We start from the raw sequence: 15,137 nt of genomic DNA on the forward strand, positions 1-15,137 counted from the left end.
CGAGGGGCGGGGCGCTTTCAACTCCCTCGCCAACGGCGCGTCAGAGGGGAAGTGAAAGCTGCCGAGACGGATCGATTTCCATGCGCGAGTCTCCGGTTGCAGCGAGGCGCGATTATGTCATCCGGTCCCCGGCGCCGCCGCTGTCCGACTGGACGGACATACAGTACAGTTGCGTCGATGCAGCGCCTTGCCACCCCTCTTCCCACCGCGGCCGGAAGCCAGGCCGAGCGGCTGGCTGAAGCGCTCGCGACCCTCAACGAGGCCCAGCGCGCCGCGGTCCTGCACGGCGTCGACGCCGCCCTGGACCCGGGGCAGCAGGACCCGCGCCCGCTGCTGGTGATCGCCGGCGCCGGCTCGGGCAAGACCAGCACGCTGGCGCACCGCGTGGCGCACCTGATCGCCGGCGGCGCCGACCCGCAGCGCCTCCTGCTGCTGACCTTCTCCCGCCGCGCGGCGCAGGAGATGGAGCGCCGCGCCGGCCAGGTGCTGCAGCGCGTGCTGGGCCTGGCCTCGCAGACGCCGCCGGCACTGCCCTGGGCCGGCACCTTCCACGGCATCGGCGCCCGGCTGCTGCGCGCGTACGCGGCGCAGATCGGCCTGAGCGAGAACTTCACCATCCATGACCGCGGCGACGCCGAGGACCTCATGGGATTGGTGCGCCACGACCTCGGCCTGTCGTCCAGCACGCGGCGCTTTCCGCAGAAGGGCACCTGCCTGTCGATCTATTCGCGCACGGTCAACACCTGCGCGCCACTGGCCGAGGTGCTGAAAGAGGCCTTCCCCTGGTGCGCCGAATGGGAGGCCGAGCTCAAGCGGCTGTTCGGCGCCTACGTCGAGGCCAAGCAGCAGCAACAGGTGCTCGACTACGACGACCTGCTCCTCTACTGGTCGGCGATGGTCGCCGAGCCCGCGCTGGCCGAGCAGGTGGGGGGCCGATTCGACCACGTGCTGGTCGACGAATACCAGGACACCAACCTGCTTCAGGCCGCCATCCTGCGTGCCATGAAGCCCGATGGCCGCGGCCTGACCGTGGTCGGGGACGACGCCCAGTCGATCTATTCGTTCCGTGGCGCCACGGTCCGCAACATCCTCGACTTCCCGCATCAATTCGGCCAGCCGGCGCGGATCGTCACGCTGGAGCGCAACTACCGGTCGACCCAGCCGATCCTCGACGTCTCCAATGCGCTCATCGCCGGCGCCGCCGAACGGCACGCCAAGACCCTGTGGACCGACAAGCCCTCGGCCGGCAGGCCGCAGCTGGTGCTGGTGCCCGACGAAGCGCAGCAGGCCTGCTGGGTCGCCGACCGGGTGCTGGCCCACCGCGAGGGCGGCCTGGCGCTGAAGTCGCAGGCGGTGCTGTTCCGCACCTCCAGCCACAGCGCCGCGCTCGAGCTGGAACTGGCGCGGCGCAACATCCCCTACGTGAAATACGGGGGGCTCAAGTTCCTGGAGGCGGCCCACGTCAAGGACCTGCTCGCGGTGCTGCGTTTCGCCCAGAATCCGCGCGGCCGGATGGCCGGCTTCCGGGTCACCCAGATGATCCCGGGGATCGGCCCGGTCAGCTCGGCGCGGCTGCTCGATGCCATGGACCGGGCGGGCGATCCGGGCGCCGCAGTGCAGGACTTCGTGCCGCCGGCCGCGGCGCAGGTCGAATGGACCCGTTTCGCGGTCACCTACGCCGCGCTGCGCGCCCCGGGGCTGTCCTGGCCGGCCGACATGGAACTGGCGCTCGACTGGTACCTCCCGCACCTGGAGCGGCTTCACGACGATGCCGCCGTGCGGCGCGGCGACGTCGAGCAGCTGGCCCGGCTGGCCGCCGGCTACGGCTCGCGCGAGCGCTTCCTGACCGAGCTCACGCTCGACCCGCCCGAGGCCACCAGCGACCGCCCCGGCCCGCCGCTGCTCGACGAGGACTACCTGATCCTGTCGACCATCCACTCCGCCAAGGGCCAGGAGTGGAAGTCGGTCCACGTGCTCAACGTGGTCGACGGCTGCATCCCGGCCGACGTGGCGCAGGGCGCCCGCGAGCTCGAAGAAGAGCGCCGGCTGCTGTACGTCGCCATGACCCGTGCCCGCGACCACCTGCACCTGCTGGTGCCGCAGCGCTTCTACGTGACGCAGCAGGCGGCGCGCGGCGACCGCCACCTGTACGCGGGCCGCACCCGCTTCATTCCCGCCGCCGATGCCCAGCGCTTCGAGCAGCAGACCTGGCCGCCGCCGCCCGAGCGCGCGCCCCACGTGCCGCCGCCGGCCGCCACGATCGACCTGCTGAGCCGGATGCGCGCCGCCTGGCGCTGAACGCGTGTCCGGCGGCGGCTTCCTGTCCCTTCGGACTGCGGGGTCGAAAGCCCCTTCGCCGGAGCCTGGGTTTGTTTCCAGTGGCGCCGGTCGGCCGCGCCGCCCGGCGCTTGTTGGCTATCAAATCGATAGCGTGTGACAAACTGCATTTGATCTGGCGCAGACCCCTGGCACGAAGGGATTGCAATTCGATGACAGCATGGGCATAGTGACCCGAAGCCTCTCTCTCCCTCCCCCTCTTTCCCTTCTTTCCCCTCTCTCTCCCTCCCCTCATTCCCCTCTCGTTTCCCCGGCCACGCCTCTACTTCCAGGGGCGCGGCTATTTCCCCAACCGTCAATTCCAGGAGGTCATTCATGAATTTGACGATCAGCGGTCATCACCTCGACGTCACACCTGCTTTGCGCAACTACGTTACGAGCAAGCTGGACCGGATCACCCGGCATTTCGACCAGGTGGTCGATGTGAAGGTGATCCTCACGGTGGAAAAGCAGAAGGAAAAGGAACGCCGGCAACGGGCCGAATGCAATATCCACGTCAAGGGCAACGACATGTTCGCGGAATCGAGCCACGCTGATCTCTATGCCGCCGTCGACGAACTGGTCGACAAGCTCGACCGCCAGGTCGTGCGCCACAAGGACCGCCTGCAGGATCACCACCACGCCGCCCCCAAGCGCGTGATGTAGTTCCGCTGTTCGGGCAAATACTCTTGCGGGCCGCCATCAGGCGGCCCTTTGCTTTTTTCAGGGTGGGTGCATAATCGCCCCCGCCCCAACATGAACCGACTCGCGTCCATCCTGCCGCCCGCTCAAGTGCTCGTGAGCGTCGACGCCACTAGCAAGAAGCGTGCTTTCGAAGAAGCAGGGCTTTTGTTCGAGAACCTGCACGGTCTCGGGCGTGCCCTGATCACCGACAGCCTGTTTGCGCGCGAGCGCCTGGGCTCGACCGGTCTCGGCCACGGCGTGGCGATCCCCCACGGCCGCATCAAGGGCCTCAAGTCGCCGATGGCCGCTGTGTTCCAGCTCGCCAACGCGATCGGCTTCGACGCCCCGGACGAACAACCGGTCGTGCTGCTGATCTTCCTTCTGGTGCCGGAAGCCGCGACCCAGAAACATCTGGAAATACTCTCGGAAATCGCCGAGCTGCTGAGCGATGCCAATCTGCGCGAGCAGATCAAGTCCAGCACCGATGCGGCGGCACTGCACGCCCTGATCGCCGGATGGCAGTCCGCACAGGTGGCTTGAACCTCTTCGGCGCCGGACGGGTTCGGACATGAAGCCGACCGTCATCAGCGCCGATGCGATGTTCGAGGAGTTCCGCGGCTCGCTGCGCTGGGAGTGGCTGGCCGGGCTCGGCGCCTCCGAACGGCAGTTCGACCCCGACGTCATCAGCCGCGCCCAGTCGGCCGCCGACCTGGTCGGCTATCTCAACTACATCCACCCGTACCGGGTCCAGATCCTCGGCGCCCGCGAAGTCGCCTACCTGACCCGCGGCACGCTCCAGGACACCGCCCGGCGGATCGCGCGCATCGTCACGCTGGAGCCGCCGATGCTGGTGCTGGCCGACGGCCAGCCGGCGCCCGACGAGCTGCTGTCGATCTGCGAGCGCGCCCAGCTGCCGCTGTTCGCGACCCGCGAGTCGTCGGCCTTCGTGATCGACCTGCTGCGGGCCTACCTGTCGAAGCATTTCGCCGAGCGCACCTCGATGCACGGCGTCTTCATGGACATCCTGGGCCTGGGCGTGATGATCACGGGCGAATCGGGGCTCGGCAAGAGCGAACTCGGCCTGGAGCTGATCTCGCGCGGCAACGGGCTGGTGGCCGACGACGCGGTCGACCTCTATCGCATCAACCAGACCACGCTGGAGGGCCGCTGCCCCGAACTGCTGCAGAACCTGCTGGAGGTGCGCGGCATCGGCCTGCTGGACATCCGGGCGATCTTCGGCGAGACCGCCGTGCGCCGGAAGATGCGCCTCAAGCTGATCGTGCACCTGGTGCGGCGCGACAGCTTCGAGCGCGACTACGAGCGCATGCCCTCGGCGCCGCTGACCCAGGACGTGCTGGGCATCCCGGTGCGCAAGGTGATCATCCAGGTGGTGGCCGGGCGCAACATCGCGGTGCTGGTCGAGGCCGCGGTGCGCAATTCGATCCTGCAGCTGCGCGGCATCGATACCTATGCCGATTTCGTCGCCCGCCACCACAAGGCGATGGAAAGCGCACGCGACGACGATTGACCCGTCCGGGGGCGAACGAGAGTCAGCGCTTGCTTACGCAATCGGCGCAGAGGCCGTAGAGCGACATGGCGTGGTCCTGCAGGATCCAGCCCTTGTCCTTGGCGATCATTTGCTGGCGCCGCTCGATCTCGGCGTCGTAGAACTCCTCGACCTTGCCGCAGCCGGTGCACACCAGGTGGTCGTGGTGCTTGCCTTCGTTGAGCTCGTAGACCGCCTTGCCGCTCTCGAAGTGGCTGCGCTCCAGGATGCCGGCCTGCTCGAACTGCGTCAGCACGCGGTAGACCGTGGCCAGGCCGATGTCGGAGTGGTCGTTGAGCAGCACGCGGAAGACGTCTTCCGCGGTCATGTGGCGCTGGTTGCCGTTCTGGAAGATCTCGAGGATCTTCAGGCGTGGCAGGGTGGCCTTGAGGCCGGTGTTCTTGAGTTCGTCGATGTTGCCCATGGGTCGTTCCTCCGCCGGCCAGGCGGGCGAGGCCCGCCGGGGGCCAGCCGCTACAATGATTCGATCATATCGCCCAACCCTTTTCCCATGCCCGCCATTTCCCAACGCCGCCCATGGCTGCTCCTCGGCGCCGTCGCCGCGAGCCTGTGCCTGGGCGCCTGCAGCAGTGTCGGCGACAGCGCGCGCGGTGCACTCACGGCCGTCACGCCCTACAAGGTCGAGGTGGTCCAAGGCAATTTCGTGTCCAAGGAGCAGGTCGCAGCCCTCAAGCCCGGCATGTCGCGCCAGCAGGTGCGCGAAGTCCTCGGCACCTCGCTGCTGACCGACGTCTTCCATTCCAACCGCTGGGACTACGTATTCACGATCCGGCGCCAGGGCGTCGAGGCCCAGCAGCGCCGCCTGACGCTGTATTTCAACGGCGAACTGCTCGAGCGCTTCGAGGGCGACCCGATGCCGAGCGAAGAGGAATTCGTCGCCCAGCTCGACACCCGCAAGCGCCGTGGCTCGGTGCCGCCGCTCGAGGCGACCGACGACCAGCTCAAGAAGTTCGATCCGCCCAAGGAAAAACCGGCGGAAGGCCAGCCGGCACCCGCCGCGCCGCAGCCGCCATTGCCGGCGGTCTACCCGCCGCTCGAACCGACGCGCTGAGCGCGCACCCTGGCCGGGACCACCGGCCTGCCTGCTCCTTTCCGTTCTTCCGCATTTCCAGAGGCTGAAACGCGTGACCGACTCCTCCGCTTCCAATTCCCCACTCCGGCGCGTGGCGATCGCCGGCGCTTCCGGCCGCATGGGCCACATGCTGATCGAGGCCGTGCGCCAGACGCCCGATTGCCGCCTGGCCGGTGCGCTGGATGTCGCCGGCGGCCCGGCGATCGGCACCGACGCCACGGCCTTCCTCGGTGCCGCGAGCGGCGTGCCGATCGTCTCCGACCTGCGCGCCGGCCTCGCCGATGCACAGGTGCTGATCGATTTCACGCGGCCCGAGGGCACGCTCGCGCACCTGGCGGTGTGCCGCGAACTCGGGGTGCAGATGGTGATCGGCACCACCGGCTTCAGCGACGCCCAGAAGGCCGAGATCGCCGATGCCGCCCAGGACATCGCGATCATGATGGCGCCCAACATGAGCGTCGGCGTCAATGTCACGCTGAAGCTGCTCGAGATGGCGGCCAAGGCGCTCGCCACCGGCTACGACATCGAGATCATCGAGGCCCACCACCGCCACAAGGTCGATGCGCCCTCGGGCACCGCGCTCAAGATGGGCGAGGTGATCGCCCAGGCGCTGGGCCGCGACCTCAAGGACTGCGCGGTCTACGCGCGCGAGGGCATCACCGGCGAGCGCGATCCCTCGAGCATCGGCTTCTCGGCGATCCGCGGCGGCGACATCGTCGGCGATCACACCGTGCTGTTCGCCGGCACCGGCGAGCGCATCGAGATCAGCCACAAGTCGTCCAGCCGCGCGACCTACGTCCAGGGCAGCCTGCGTGCGGTGCGCTTCCTGGCCGGCCAGAAGGCGGGCCTGTTCGACATGTTCGACGTCCTCGGCCTGCGCTGAGGACCGAGCCGGCATGAGCCCGCGCCCGGCCGTTCCGAAGGGGGCTCGCACCGCAGTGCGAAGCACGGAGGTCATTCAATGAGCATCCTCGAGTTGCTCCGCCATGGCGACGGGGTCAGCCGCGCGGTGGCGGCGCTGCTGCTCGCGATGTCGGTGGCGAGCTGGGTCGTGATCCTCTGGAAGGCCTGGCTGCTGCGCGGGGGCACGCGCGACGTGCTGCGCAGCATTGCGGCCTTCTGGCAGTCGGCTTCGCTGCAGGACGCCGAGGCGCGCCTGCAAGCCTTCGACCGGGCATTGATGGTGCTGCCGGCGGTGCGCGCCCTGAACCGGCTGGCGCTGCCGGCCGAGAGCGCGACGCTCGGCGGCAAGGTCGACCGCACCCAGCGCCTGACACGGATCCTTCGCGACGCCCTGCACGCGGCCCTGCGCCGACTGCAGGCCGGTCAGATCCTGCTGGCCACGGTCGGCGCCACGGCGCCCTTCGTGGGGCTGCTCGGCACCGTCTGGGGCATCTACGGCGCGCTGGTGGCCATTGCCGCCGAGACCGGCGGCTTCACCATCGACAAGGTGGCGGGGCCGGTCGGCGAGGCACTCATCATGACCGCCTTCGGCCTGGCGGTCGCGATCCCGGCGGTGCTGGCGTACAACGTCTTCGGCCGGGTGGTCGGCCGCATCGAGGCCGAGCTCGAGGGCTTTGCCCACGACCTGCTCGGCATGTTCGGCGAGCCTGCATCGCGGGAGGCCCCCCTGCCGCCGGCGCGGCCGATGCCGGCCTAGGCGCCAGGAGCCCGCACATGGCCTTCGGTCGCACCTCGCTCGGCAGCGCCGCCAGCGGCGGCCGCTCGACCGGCGCCGGCGGCCAGCGGCCGCTGTCGGACATCAACGTCACGCCGCTGGTCGACGTGATGCTGGTGCTGCTGGTGATCTTCATCATCACTGCGCCGCTGATGGCCAGCTCGATCAAGCTCGACCTGCCGCGCACCGACGCCGGCCAGCCCAACGACACGCCCAGGTTCGTCACGCTGGTGGTCGATGCGGCGGGCAAGGTGTACCTGAACGACCAGGCGGTCAGCACCGACGAACTCGCCGCCGGCCTGGCCAAGGCCGCGGCCGGCAGCCGCGACACCGAGGTGCAGCTGCGTGCCGACCAGAGCGTGCCTTACGGCCGCGTGGTCGAGCTGATGGGCATCGCCAACAAGGCCGGCTTGAGCCGCATCGGCTTCGTCACCGAGGCGCCGCCGAAGAAGCCGTAGCGGCCTCCGAGGCCGGCCCCAGCGTCACTGGCCTGGTCTTCCAGATCTCGTGCGCGTACTGCGCGATGGTGCGGTCCGACGAGAACTCGCCCATGCCCGCCACGTTGAGGATCGCCATCCGGGTCCAGGCATCGGCGTCGCGGTACAGCGCATCGACCCGGGCCTGGGCCGCGATGTAGCTCGCGTAGTCGGCCAGCAGCAGGTAGTGGTCGCCCCAGCTCACCAGGGCGTCGAAGATCTGCTGGTAGCGTGCCGGCTCGGCGGGCGAGAACAGGCCGTCGCGGATGCTGTCCAGCGTGCGCTGCAGTTCCGGGTCGGCTTCGTAGATGCCGCGCGGGTGGTAGCCGGTGGCGCGGATCTGGGCCACCTCCGGCGTGGTGTTGCCGAAGATGAAGAAGTTCTCGGCGCCGACGTTGTCGCGCATCTCGACGTTGGCGCCGTCCAGCGTGCCGATGGTCAGCGCGCCGTTGAGCGCGAATTTCATGTTGCCGGTGCCGGACGCCTCGGTGCCGGCGGTCGAGATCTGCTCCGACAGGTCGGCCGCGGGCATGATGATCTCGGCCAGGCTGACGCTGTAGTTCGGCAGGAACACCACCTTCAGCAGCTTGCCGACCCGCTCGTCCTCGTTGATCACCTTGGCCACGTCGTTGATCAGCCGGATCACCAGCTTGGCCATCTGGTAGGCCGAGGCCGCCTTGCCGGCGAACACGATCACGCGCGGCACATGGCCGGCCGTCGGATCGGCAAGGATGCGGTGGTAGCGCGTGACCACGTGCAGCACGTTGAGCAGCTGCCGCTTGTACTCGTGCATGCGCTTGACCTGGACGTCGAACAGCGCGTCGGTGTCGATGTCGATGCGCAGGTGCTCGTCGACCCAGTTGGCCAGCCGCAGCTTGTTCTCGCGCTTGGCATGGCGAAAGGCCCGCACGAAGGCCGGCTGCTGCGCCATCGGCCGCAGCGCCTGCAATTGCGTCAGGTCGCGCCGCCAGCCGCGGCCGATGCGGGCATCGAGCAACGCGGCCAGCGGCGGATTGGCCTGCGCCAGCCAGCGCCGCGGCGTGACGCCGTTGGTCTTGTTGTTGAAGCGCTCGGGAAACAGGGAGTTGAAGTCGGCGAAGATCGACTGTTTCATGAGCTCCGAGTGCAGCCCCGAGACGCCGTTGATCGAGTGGCTCGCGAGCACCGCCACGTAGGCCATGCGCACCCGCCGCTCGCCCGATTCGTCGATCAGCGAGAGCCGCCGCAGCAGCTCGACATCGTGCCCGTGGGCCTGGGTGACTTCGGCCAGGAAGCGCGAATTCATGTCGAACAGGATCTGCAGGTGGCGCGGCAGGATGCGGCCGAACATCTCGACCGGCCAGGTCTCGAGCGCCTCGTGCATCAGCGTGTGGTTGGTGTAGCTGAACACCTTCTGCGTGTGGGCCCAGGCGGTGTCCCAGGGCAGGTTGTGCTCGTCGATCAGGAGGCGCATCAGCTCGGGCACCGCCAGCACCGGATGGGTGTCGTTGAGATGGATGCTGACCTGGTCGGGCAGGTCGTCGAAGGTGGTGTGGTTGCGCAGGTAGCGGCGCAGCAGGTCCTGCACGCTGGCGCTGACGAAGAAGTATTCCTGGTGCAGCCGCAGCTCGCGGCCGGAGGGCGTGGAGTCGTCGGGATAGAGCACGCGCGAGACGTTCTCGGAGTGGTTCTTGCTCTCCACGGCCTCCATGTAGTTGCCGCGGTTGAAGGCCGACAGGTCGATCTCCTCGGTGGCCTTGGCCGACCACAGGCGCAGCGTGTTGGTGGCCTGGGTGCCGTAGCCCGGGATGATGGTGTCGTAGGCCATCGCCAGCACGTCGTGGGTGTCGACCCAGTTGGCCGCGCCATAGGGCGCGTGGATGCCCTCGCGCCGCTGCACGTGGCCGCCGAAGCGCACGCGGAAGGTGACTTCGGGCCGCTGGAACTCCCAGGGGTTGCCGCGCGTGAGCCAGTAGTCGGGCTGCTCGACCTGCTGGCCATCGACGATGCGCTGGCGGAACATGCCGTATTCGTAGCGGATGCCGTAGCCCATGCCCGGCACGCCGAGCGTGGCCATCGAGTCGAGGAAGCAGGCCGCCAGCCGGCCGAGGCCGCCGTTGCCCAGGGCGGCGTCGGGTTCGCGCTCGGACAGCGCCTGGATGTCGACCCCGAAGTCGGCCAGCGCCTGCTTCACGGTGCCCTGCAGCTCGAGCGCCAGCAGCGCGTTGGTGAAGGTGCGCCCGATCAGGAACTCCATCGACATGTAGTAGACGCGCTTGAGCTTCTGCGCGTACTGCGCCCGCGTGGTGCCCATCCAGCGCTCGACCAGCTGGTCGCGCACCGCCAGCGCGGTGGCGTGCAGCCAGTCGTCGGGGCTGGCGGCGAACGGGTCCTTGCCGACCGCATAGATGAGCTTGTTGGCGACCGCGCGCTTGAAGGCTGCGACGTCTCGGTCGGGGTGGTCGTATTTGAAGTCTTCGATGTTCATGGTGATTCGCGTGGGAGGGCTTCGGCATAGACGCCGAGGTATTCGGCGGCGGCGCTGCCCCAGTCGGCGGGGCGGCGCATGGCGCTGGCGCGCACGGCGCGCCAGTCGGCCGGGCGCTGGAAGAGGGCGAACGCGCGGCGCACCGCGCGTGCGTAGCCTTCGTTGCCGAAGGTGTCGAACGAGAAGCCGGTGGCCAGGCCGCCGGCCATGTCCTCGAGCGTGGCGTCGACCACCGTGTCGGCCAGGCCGCCGATCCGGTGCACCAGCGGCAGGCTGCCGTACTTCAGCCCGTACATCTGGGTCAGGCCGCAGGGCTCGAACAGCGAGGGCACCAGCGTGACGTCGCCGGCGCCGAACAGCCGGTGGGCGGTCGCTTCGCTGTAGCCCAGCGTGACGCTGACCGACTGCGGCGCGTGGGCCGCGCGTTGCTTGAACGCCGCCTCGAGCCAGGCGTCGCCGCTGCCCAGCAGGGCCAGCTGGCCGCCTTGTGCGAGCAGCCCGTCGAGGCCTTCGAGCACCAGGTGCAGGCCCTTCTGCTCGGTCAGCCGGCTGACCAGCACGAACAGCGGGGCATGGGTCTGGGGCGCGAGGCCGAGCTCTTCCTGGAGCGCCGCCTTGTTGCGCACCTTGCCGGTCATCCGGCGCAGGTCGTAGCGGTGCGGAATCAGCGCGTCGGTGGCCGGGTTCCAGACCTGGTCGTCGACCGCGTTGAGGATGCCGGTCAGCACCTCGGCCCGGCTGCGCAGCAGGCCGTCGAGGCCGCAGCCTTGCTCGGGCGTCTGGATCTCGCGCGCGTAGGTCGGGCTGACGGTCGTGAGGCGGTCGGCGAAGCACAGGCCGCCCTTCATGAACGACAGCTGCCCGTGATATTCAAGGCCGTCGATCGAGAAGGCCGCGGGCGGCAGGCCGAGCTCGGCGAAATGCGAAGCGGCGAACAGGCCCTGGTAGGCCAGGTTGTGGACCGTGAAGACGCTGCCGGCGCGCGGCCGGCGCCCGCGCGGCGCGAAGGCCATGTAGGCCGGCGCCAGGGCGGCGTGCCAGTCGTGCGCATGCACGATGTCGGGCTGCCAGCCGGGGTCGAGCCCCTGGGCCAGCTGTGCCGCGGCCCAGCCGAGCAGCGCGAAACGCCGGTGGTTGTCGGCATAGGGCTGGCGGCGCGGGTCCTCATAGGGATTGCCGGGGCGGTCGTAGAGCGCCGGCGCATCGATGACGTAGGCCGGCGTGTCGGGCGCGCCGGTGGTGGCGATCCGGCCGAGCAGCAGCCGTGCCCGTTCGCCCCAGGGCGCGGTCAGCTCGGCCACCGGCGCCGCATCGGCGACGCCGGCGAGGATGGCCGGGAAGCCCGGAAGCAGCACCCGCGCCTCCTGGCCGGCCGCCATCAGCGCCAGCGGCAGGGCGCCGGCGATGTCGGCCAGCCCTCCGGTCTTGAGCAGGGGAAACAGTTCGGCGCTGACCTGGAGGATCCTCATCGTCGTCAGGAGGCCAGTCGCTTGAGCATCTCGCGCGTCACCAGCACCACCCCGCCCTCGGTGCGCTCGAAGCGTGCGGCGTCGGCGACCGGGTCCTCGCCGATCACCATCTCGTCGGGGATCACGCAGGCGCGGTCGATCACGACCTTGTTGAGCCGGCAGGCGCGGCCGACCTCGACGTCGGGAAGCAGCACGGCTTCGTTGATGTCGCAGAACGAATGGATGCGCACGCCCGAGAACAGCACCGAGCTGCTGACCTTGGAGCCCGAGACGATGCAGCCGCCCGAGACGATGGTGTTGACCGTCATGCCGTGCTTGCCGTCGCGATCGAGCACGAACTTGGCCGGCGGCAGCTGCCGCTGGTAGGTCCAGATGGGCCAGTCGGTGTCATAAATGTCGAGCTCCGGGGTGATCGAGGCCAGGTCGAGGTTGGCTGCCCAGAATGCATCAATCGTGCCCACGTCACGCCAGTAGGCGGCCGCGTCGGGGCCGCGGCTGGCCCGGGTCACGCAGGACATGCCGAAAGGATGGGCCAGCGCCCGCCCTTCGGCGACCGCGCGCGGGATGATGTCCTTGCCGAAGTCGTGGTCCGAGACGGGGTTGGCGCTGTCCTCCTCGAGCAGTTGGTAGAGGTATTCGGAATCGAAGACGTAGATGCCCATGCTGGCCAGCGCCATGTCGGGCTTACCCGGCATGGCCGGCGGGTCGGCGGGCTTCTCGAGGAAGGCCGTGATGTTGCGGTTCTCGTCGACATCCATCACGCCGAAGGCCGTGGCCTCCATGCGCGGCACCTCGATGCAACCGACCGTGCAGCCGCGGCCGCTGGCGACGTGGTCGGTCAGCATGATCGAGTAGTCCATCTTGTAGACGTGGTCGCCGGCCAGCACCACGACGTAGTCATGCGGCGTCGAGCGGGTCTGGATGATGTCGAGGTTCTGGTAGACGGCGTCGGCCGTGCCGCGGTACCAGTGCTCGTCGCCGACGCGCTGCTGGGCCGGCAGCACGTCAACCATCTCGTTGAGTTCGGCGCGCAGGAAGCTCCAGCCGCGCTGCAGGTGGCGCATCAGCGAGTGCGACTTGTACTGCGTCACCACGGCCATCCGCCGGATGCCCGAGTTTAGGCAGTTCGACAGCGCGAAATCGATGATGCGGAACTTGCCGCCGAAATAGACCGCCGGCTTGGCCCGCCGGTCGGTGAGCTGCTTGAGCCGGGAGCCCCGGCCGCCGGCCAGCACCAGGGCGATGGTGCGGCGAACGAGTTGGTGGGCCTGCAGGGTGGGTTGCGCGATGTTTTCCATCAGATGTCTCCGTTGGTTTTCTCGGGTGATTCCAGCCTAGCACCGTGGTGCCGGCGCCTTCATGTTTTTGCGACCCAGAGGCTGCCCGGCGCCAGGGTCTGGGTCGCATCGAGGGGCTGGGCCGCGGCCTCGTCGTCGGCCGCGTCGCTGGCCAGCCGGCAGGTCCAGCGCCCCGGCGGCAGGGTGAATGCGACCGGGGCGGTGCCGGCATTCAGCATCACCATCCAGCGCTCGGCGGGCGACGGCGCCTCGAACAGGATGGCCATTGCACGGCGCTCGCCGGCCTGCCAGTCTTCATTGCGCATCGCGTCGCCCTCCGGGGCCAGCCAGCGCAGCGCGGTGGTGCCGGGCGCGGGCTCGGCCGGCCACCACAGCGTGCTGCGCAGGGGAGCGGCTTCGCGGCGCAGCGCCAGCAGGCGGGCGACGAAGGCTGTCATGGCGCCGTCGGCACGGTCCCAGTCGAGCCAGGTGATGTCGTTGTCCTGGCAGTAGGCGTTGTTGTTGCCGCGCTGGGTATGGCCGATTTCGTCGCCGGCCAGCAGCATCGGCGTCCCCTGCGACAGCAGAAGCACGGCCATCAGCACCCGTTGCAGGCGCCGCCGCTCGGCGCGCACGGCGGGGTCGTCGGTCTCGCCCTCGACGCCGCAATTGCGGCTCAGGTTGTGGCCGCTGCCGTCGCGGTTGCCCTCGCCGTTGGCCAGGTTGTGACGCTCGTTGTAGCTCAGCAGGTCGCGCAGCGTGAAGCCGTCGTGCGCGGTGATGAAGTTGACGCTGGCCGTGGGCGCGCGGGCGTTGCGCCTGAAGTCGTCGCTCGAGGCCGCGAAGCGATGGGCGAATTCGCCGAGGCCCTCGCTGCCCTGCAGCCAGAAGCCGCGCTGCACATCGCGGAAGCGGTCGTTCCATTCGAGCCAGCCGGCCGGGAACTCGCCGAGCCGGTAGCCGCCTGGGCCGATGTCCCAGGGTTCGGCGATCAGCAGGGTGCGCGCCAGCACCGGGTCCTGCGCGATGGCCGCGAGCAAGGGCGCGCGAGGATCGAAGTCGCCGTCGGCGCGGCGCGCGAGCACCGGTGCGAGGTCGAAGCGGAAGCCGTCGACGCCGAGCTCGCAGACCCAGTAGCGCAGGCTGTCCATCACCAGCGCGAGCACCCTGGGCTCGGCCAGGTTGAGGCAGTTGCCGCAGCCGGTCCAGTTCTGGTAGAGCGCCCGGTCGTCGGGGCGCAGGTGGTAGTAGAGCGCGTTGTCGATGCCGCGCAGGCTCAGCGTCGGCCCGAGCTCGTCGGTCTCGGCGCTGTGGTTGTAGACCACGTCGATCACCAGTTCCATGCCGCGTGCATGGACGGCATCGGCCAGGGCCCGGAACTCGCTCGCCGGCGTGGTGCCGGCGCGGCCGCTCCAGTAGCGGACCTCGGGCACGAACCAGCCGATCGTGCTGTAGCCCCAGTAGTTGCTGAGGCCCAGGGCGAGCAGGCGCGACTCGTCGGCGCGCTGCTGGACCGGCATCAGGCTCAGCGTGGTGACGCCAAGGCGCTGCAGGTGGTCGAGCACCACCGGCTCGGCGAGGCCGGCGTAGCTGCCGCGCAGGGCCTCGGGGACGCCCGGGTGGCGGCGGGTCTGGCCGCGCACATGGACCTCGCACAGCACCCGTTCGCCGGCCGGGATGCGGCTGCGCCCCGGCGGCGCCGCGGGCAGCGGGGTCGTGACGCGGGCCTTGAGCGCGATGGCCGCGTTGTCGCGCGCATCGCGCTGCAGCGGCTGCGCGGGGTCGTGGCCGAGGAACAGGTCTTCGCCGCCGTAGCTGCCGACGATCTCGCGCGCGTAGGGGTCGAGCAGCAGCTTGGCGGGGTTGAAGCGCAGCCCCTCGGCGGGCGACCAGGGGCCATGGACGCGCCAGCCGTAGACCAGGCCGGGCCGGGCGCCCGGCAGGCGGGTGTGCCAGACGCCGTCGGTCCGGGCCTGCAGCCTCAGGCGCTGCTGCTCGTGGGCGCCGGTGCCGTCGAACAGGCACAGCTCCACGGCCGTGGCGTTGGGTGCGGCGAGCGCGAAATTGACGCCTTCTGGGCTCGCCGTGGCGCCGAGCGGCAGGGGCGTGCCGTCGTTCATGCGCGCTGCCC

The 15,137-nt window shown here is 69.5% G+C and carries 13 protein-coding genes; 8 read left to right on the forward strand and 5 right to left on the reverse strand.

Annotation, left to right across the window (positions count from 1 at the left end; translation table 11 throughout):
- The first annotated feature begins 177 nt into the window (after positions 1-177).
- The 4 genes from QTI17_RS12795 to hprK all read left to right on the forward strand — a co-directional run bounded on the left by QTI17_RS12795 (position 178) and on the right by hprK (position 4,528).
- Complete coding sequence (locus tag QTI17_RS12795) at positions 178-2,298, forward strand: ATP-dependent helicase (protein WP_286533539.1); 2,121 nt, start codon at positions 178-180, stop codon at positions 2,296-2,298.
- Positions 2,299-2,652: 354 nt separating this feature from the next.
- The gene (hpf, locus tag QTI17_RS12800) at positions 2,653-2,982 is read left to right on the forward strand and encodes a ribosome hibernation-promoting factor, HPF/YfiA family (RefSeq protein ID WP_093381418.1); all 330 of its coding nucleotides are present in this window, start codon (positions 2,653-2,655) and stop codon (positions 2,980-2,982) included.
- Positions 2,983-3,072: 90 nt separating this feature from the next.
- A complete protein-coding gene (locus QTI17_RS12805) occupies positions 3,073-3,540 on the forward strand; it encodes a PTS sugar transporter subunit IIA (protein WP_286372102.1) in 468 nt (155 codons plus the stop codon).
- Positions 3,541-3,568: 28 nt separating this feature from the next.
- Positions 3,569-4,528 carry an HPr(Ser) kinase/phosphatase gene (hprK, locus tag QTI17_RS12810; RefSeq protein WP_286510392.1) on the forward strand — a complete coding sequence of 320 codons (960 nt, stop codon included), beginning with the start codon at positions 3,569-3,571 and terminating at the stop codon, positions 4,526-4,528.
- Between the two features lie 22 nt (positions 4,529-4,550).
- Here hprK and fur read toward each other — a convergent pair whose 3' ends face one another.
- Complete coding sequence (gene fur, locus QTI17_RS12815; RefSeq protein WP_286533540.1) at positions 4,551-4,970, reverse strand: ferric iron uptake transcriptional regulator; 420 nt, start codon at positions 4,968-4,970, stop codon at positions 4,551-4,553.
- A gap of 87 nt (positions 4,971-5,057) precedes the next feature.
- On the opposite strand from fur, the gene QTI17_RS12820 reads away from it, so the two are divergent.
- The 4 genes from QTI17_RS12820 (at position 5,058) to QTI17_RS12835 (ending at position 7,775) form a co-directional block, all read left to right on the forward strand.
- Entirely contained in the window at positions 5,058-5,618 is a 561-nt protein-coding gene (locus tag QTI17_RS12820) for an outer membrane protein assembly factor BamE (protein ID WP_286533541.1), read from the forward strand.
- A 73-nt stretch (positions 5,619-5,691) separates the two neighbouring features.
- Entirely contained in the window at positions 5,692-6,522 is an 831-nt protein-coding gene (dapB, locus tag QTI17_RS12825; protein WP_503011044.1) for a 4-hydroxy-tetrahydrodipicolinate reductase, read from the forward strand.
- A gap of 78 nt (positions 6,523-6,600) precedes the next feature.
- Positions 6,601-7,299, forward strand: a complete 699-nt coding sequence (locus tag QTI17_RS12830) for a MotA/TolQ/ExbB proton channel family protein (protein WP_286533542.1) — start codon at positions 6,601-6,603, stop codon at positions 7,297-7,299.
- Between the two features lie 17 nt (positions 7,300-7,316).
- Positions 7,317-7,775 carry an ExbD/TolR family protein gene (locus QTI17_RS12835; protein WP_286533543.1) on the forward strand — a complete coding sequence of 153 codons (459 nt, stop codon included), beginning with the start codon at positions 7,317-7,319 and terminating at the stop codon, positions 7,773-7,775.
- Here QTI17_RS12835 and QTI17_RS12840 read toward each other — a convergent pair.
- From QTI17_RS12840 to glgX, 4 genes are read right to left on the reverse strand one after another with little or no spacing between them, the layout of a single operon-like run.
- A complete protein-coding gene (locus tag QTI17_RS12840) occupies positions 7,747-10,260 on the reverse strand; it encodes a glycogen/starch/alpha-glucan phosphorylase (protein WP_286533544.1) in 2,514 nt (837 codons plus the stop codon). The two genes, QTI17_RS12835 and QTI17_RS12840, sit on opposite strands and share 29 nt — an antisense overlap.
- Positions 10,257-11,729, reverse strand: a complete 1,473-nt coding sequence (gene glgA / locus QTI17_RS12845) for a glycogen synthase GlgA (protein ID WP_286533545.1) — start codon at positions 11,727-11,729, stop codon at positions 10,257-10,259. The genes QTI17_RS12840 and glgA overlap by 4 nt, the downstream gene beginning before the upstream one ends.
- A gap of 5 nt (positions 11,730-11,734) precedes the next feature.
- Positions 11,735-13,027 (reverse strand): glucose-1-phosphate adenylyltransferase, encoded by a 1,293-nt coding sequence (gene glgC, locus QTI17_RS12850; RefSeq protein ID WP_286533546.1) that lies wholly within the window; start codon positions 13,025-13,027, stop codon positions 11,735-11,737.
- 59 nt (positions 13,028-13,086) lie between these two features.
- On the reverse strand, positions 13,087-15,126 hold the full coding sequence (glgX, locus tag QTI17_RS12855; protein WP_286533548.1) for a glycogen debranching protein GlgX: 2,040 nt from the start codon (positions 15,124-15,126) through the stop codon (positions 13,087-13,089).
- Between the last annotated feature and the right edge of the window lie 11 nt (positions 15,127-15,137).

This window comes from Variovorax sp. J31P179 (assembly GCF_030316985.1).
Classification (GTDB): domain Bacteria; phylum Pseudomonadota; class Gammaproteobacteria; order Burkholderiales; family Burkholderiaceae_C; genus Variovorax; species Variovorax ginsengisoli_B.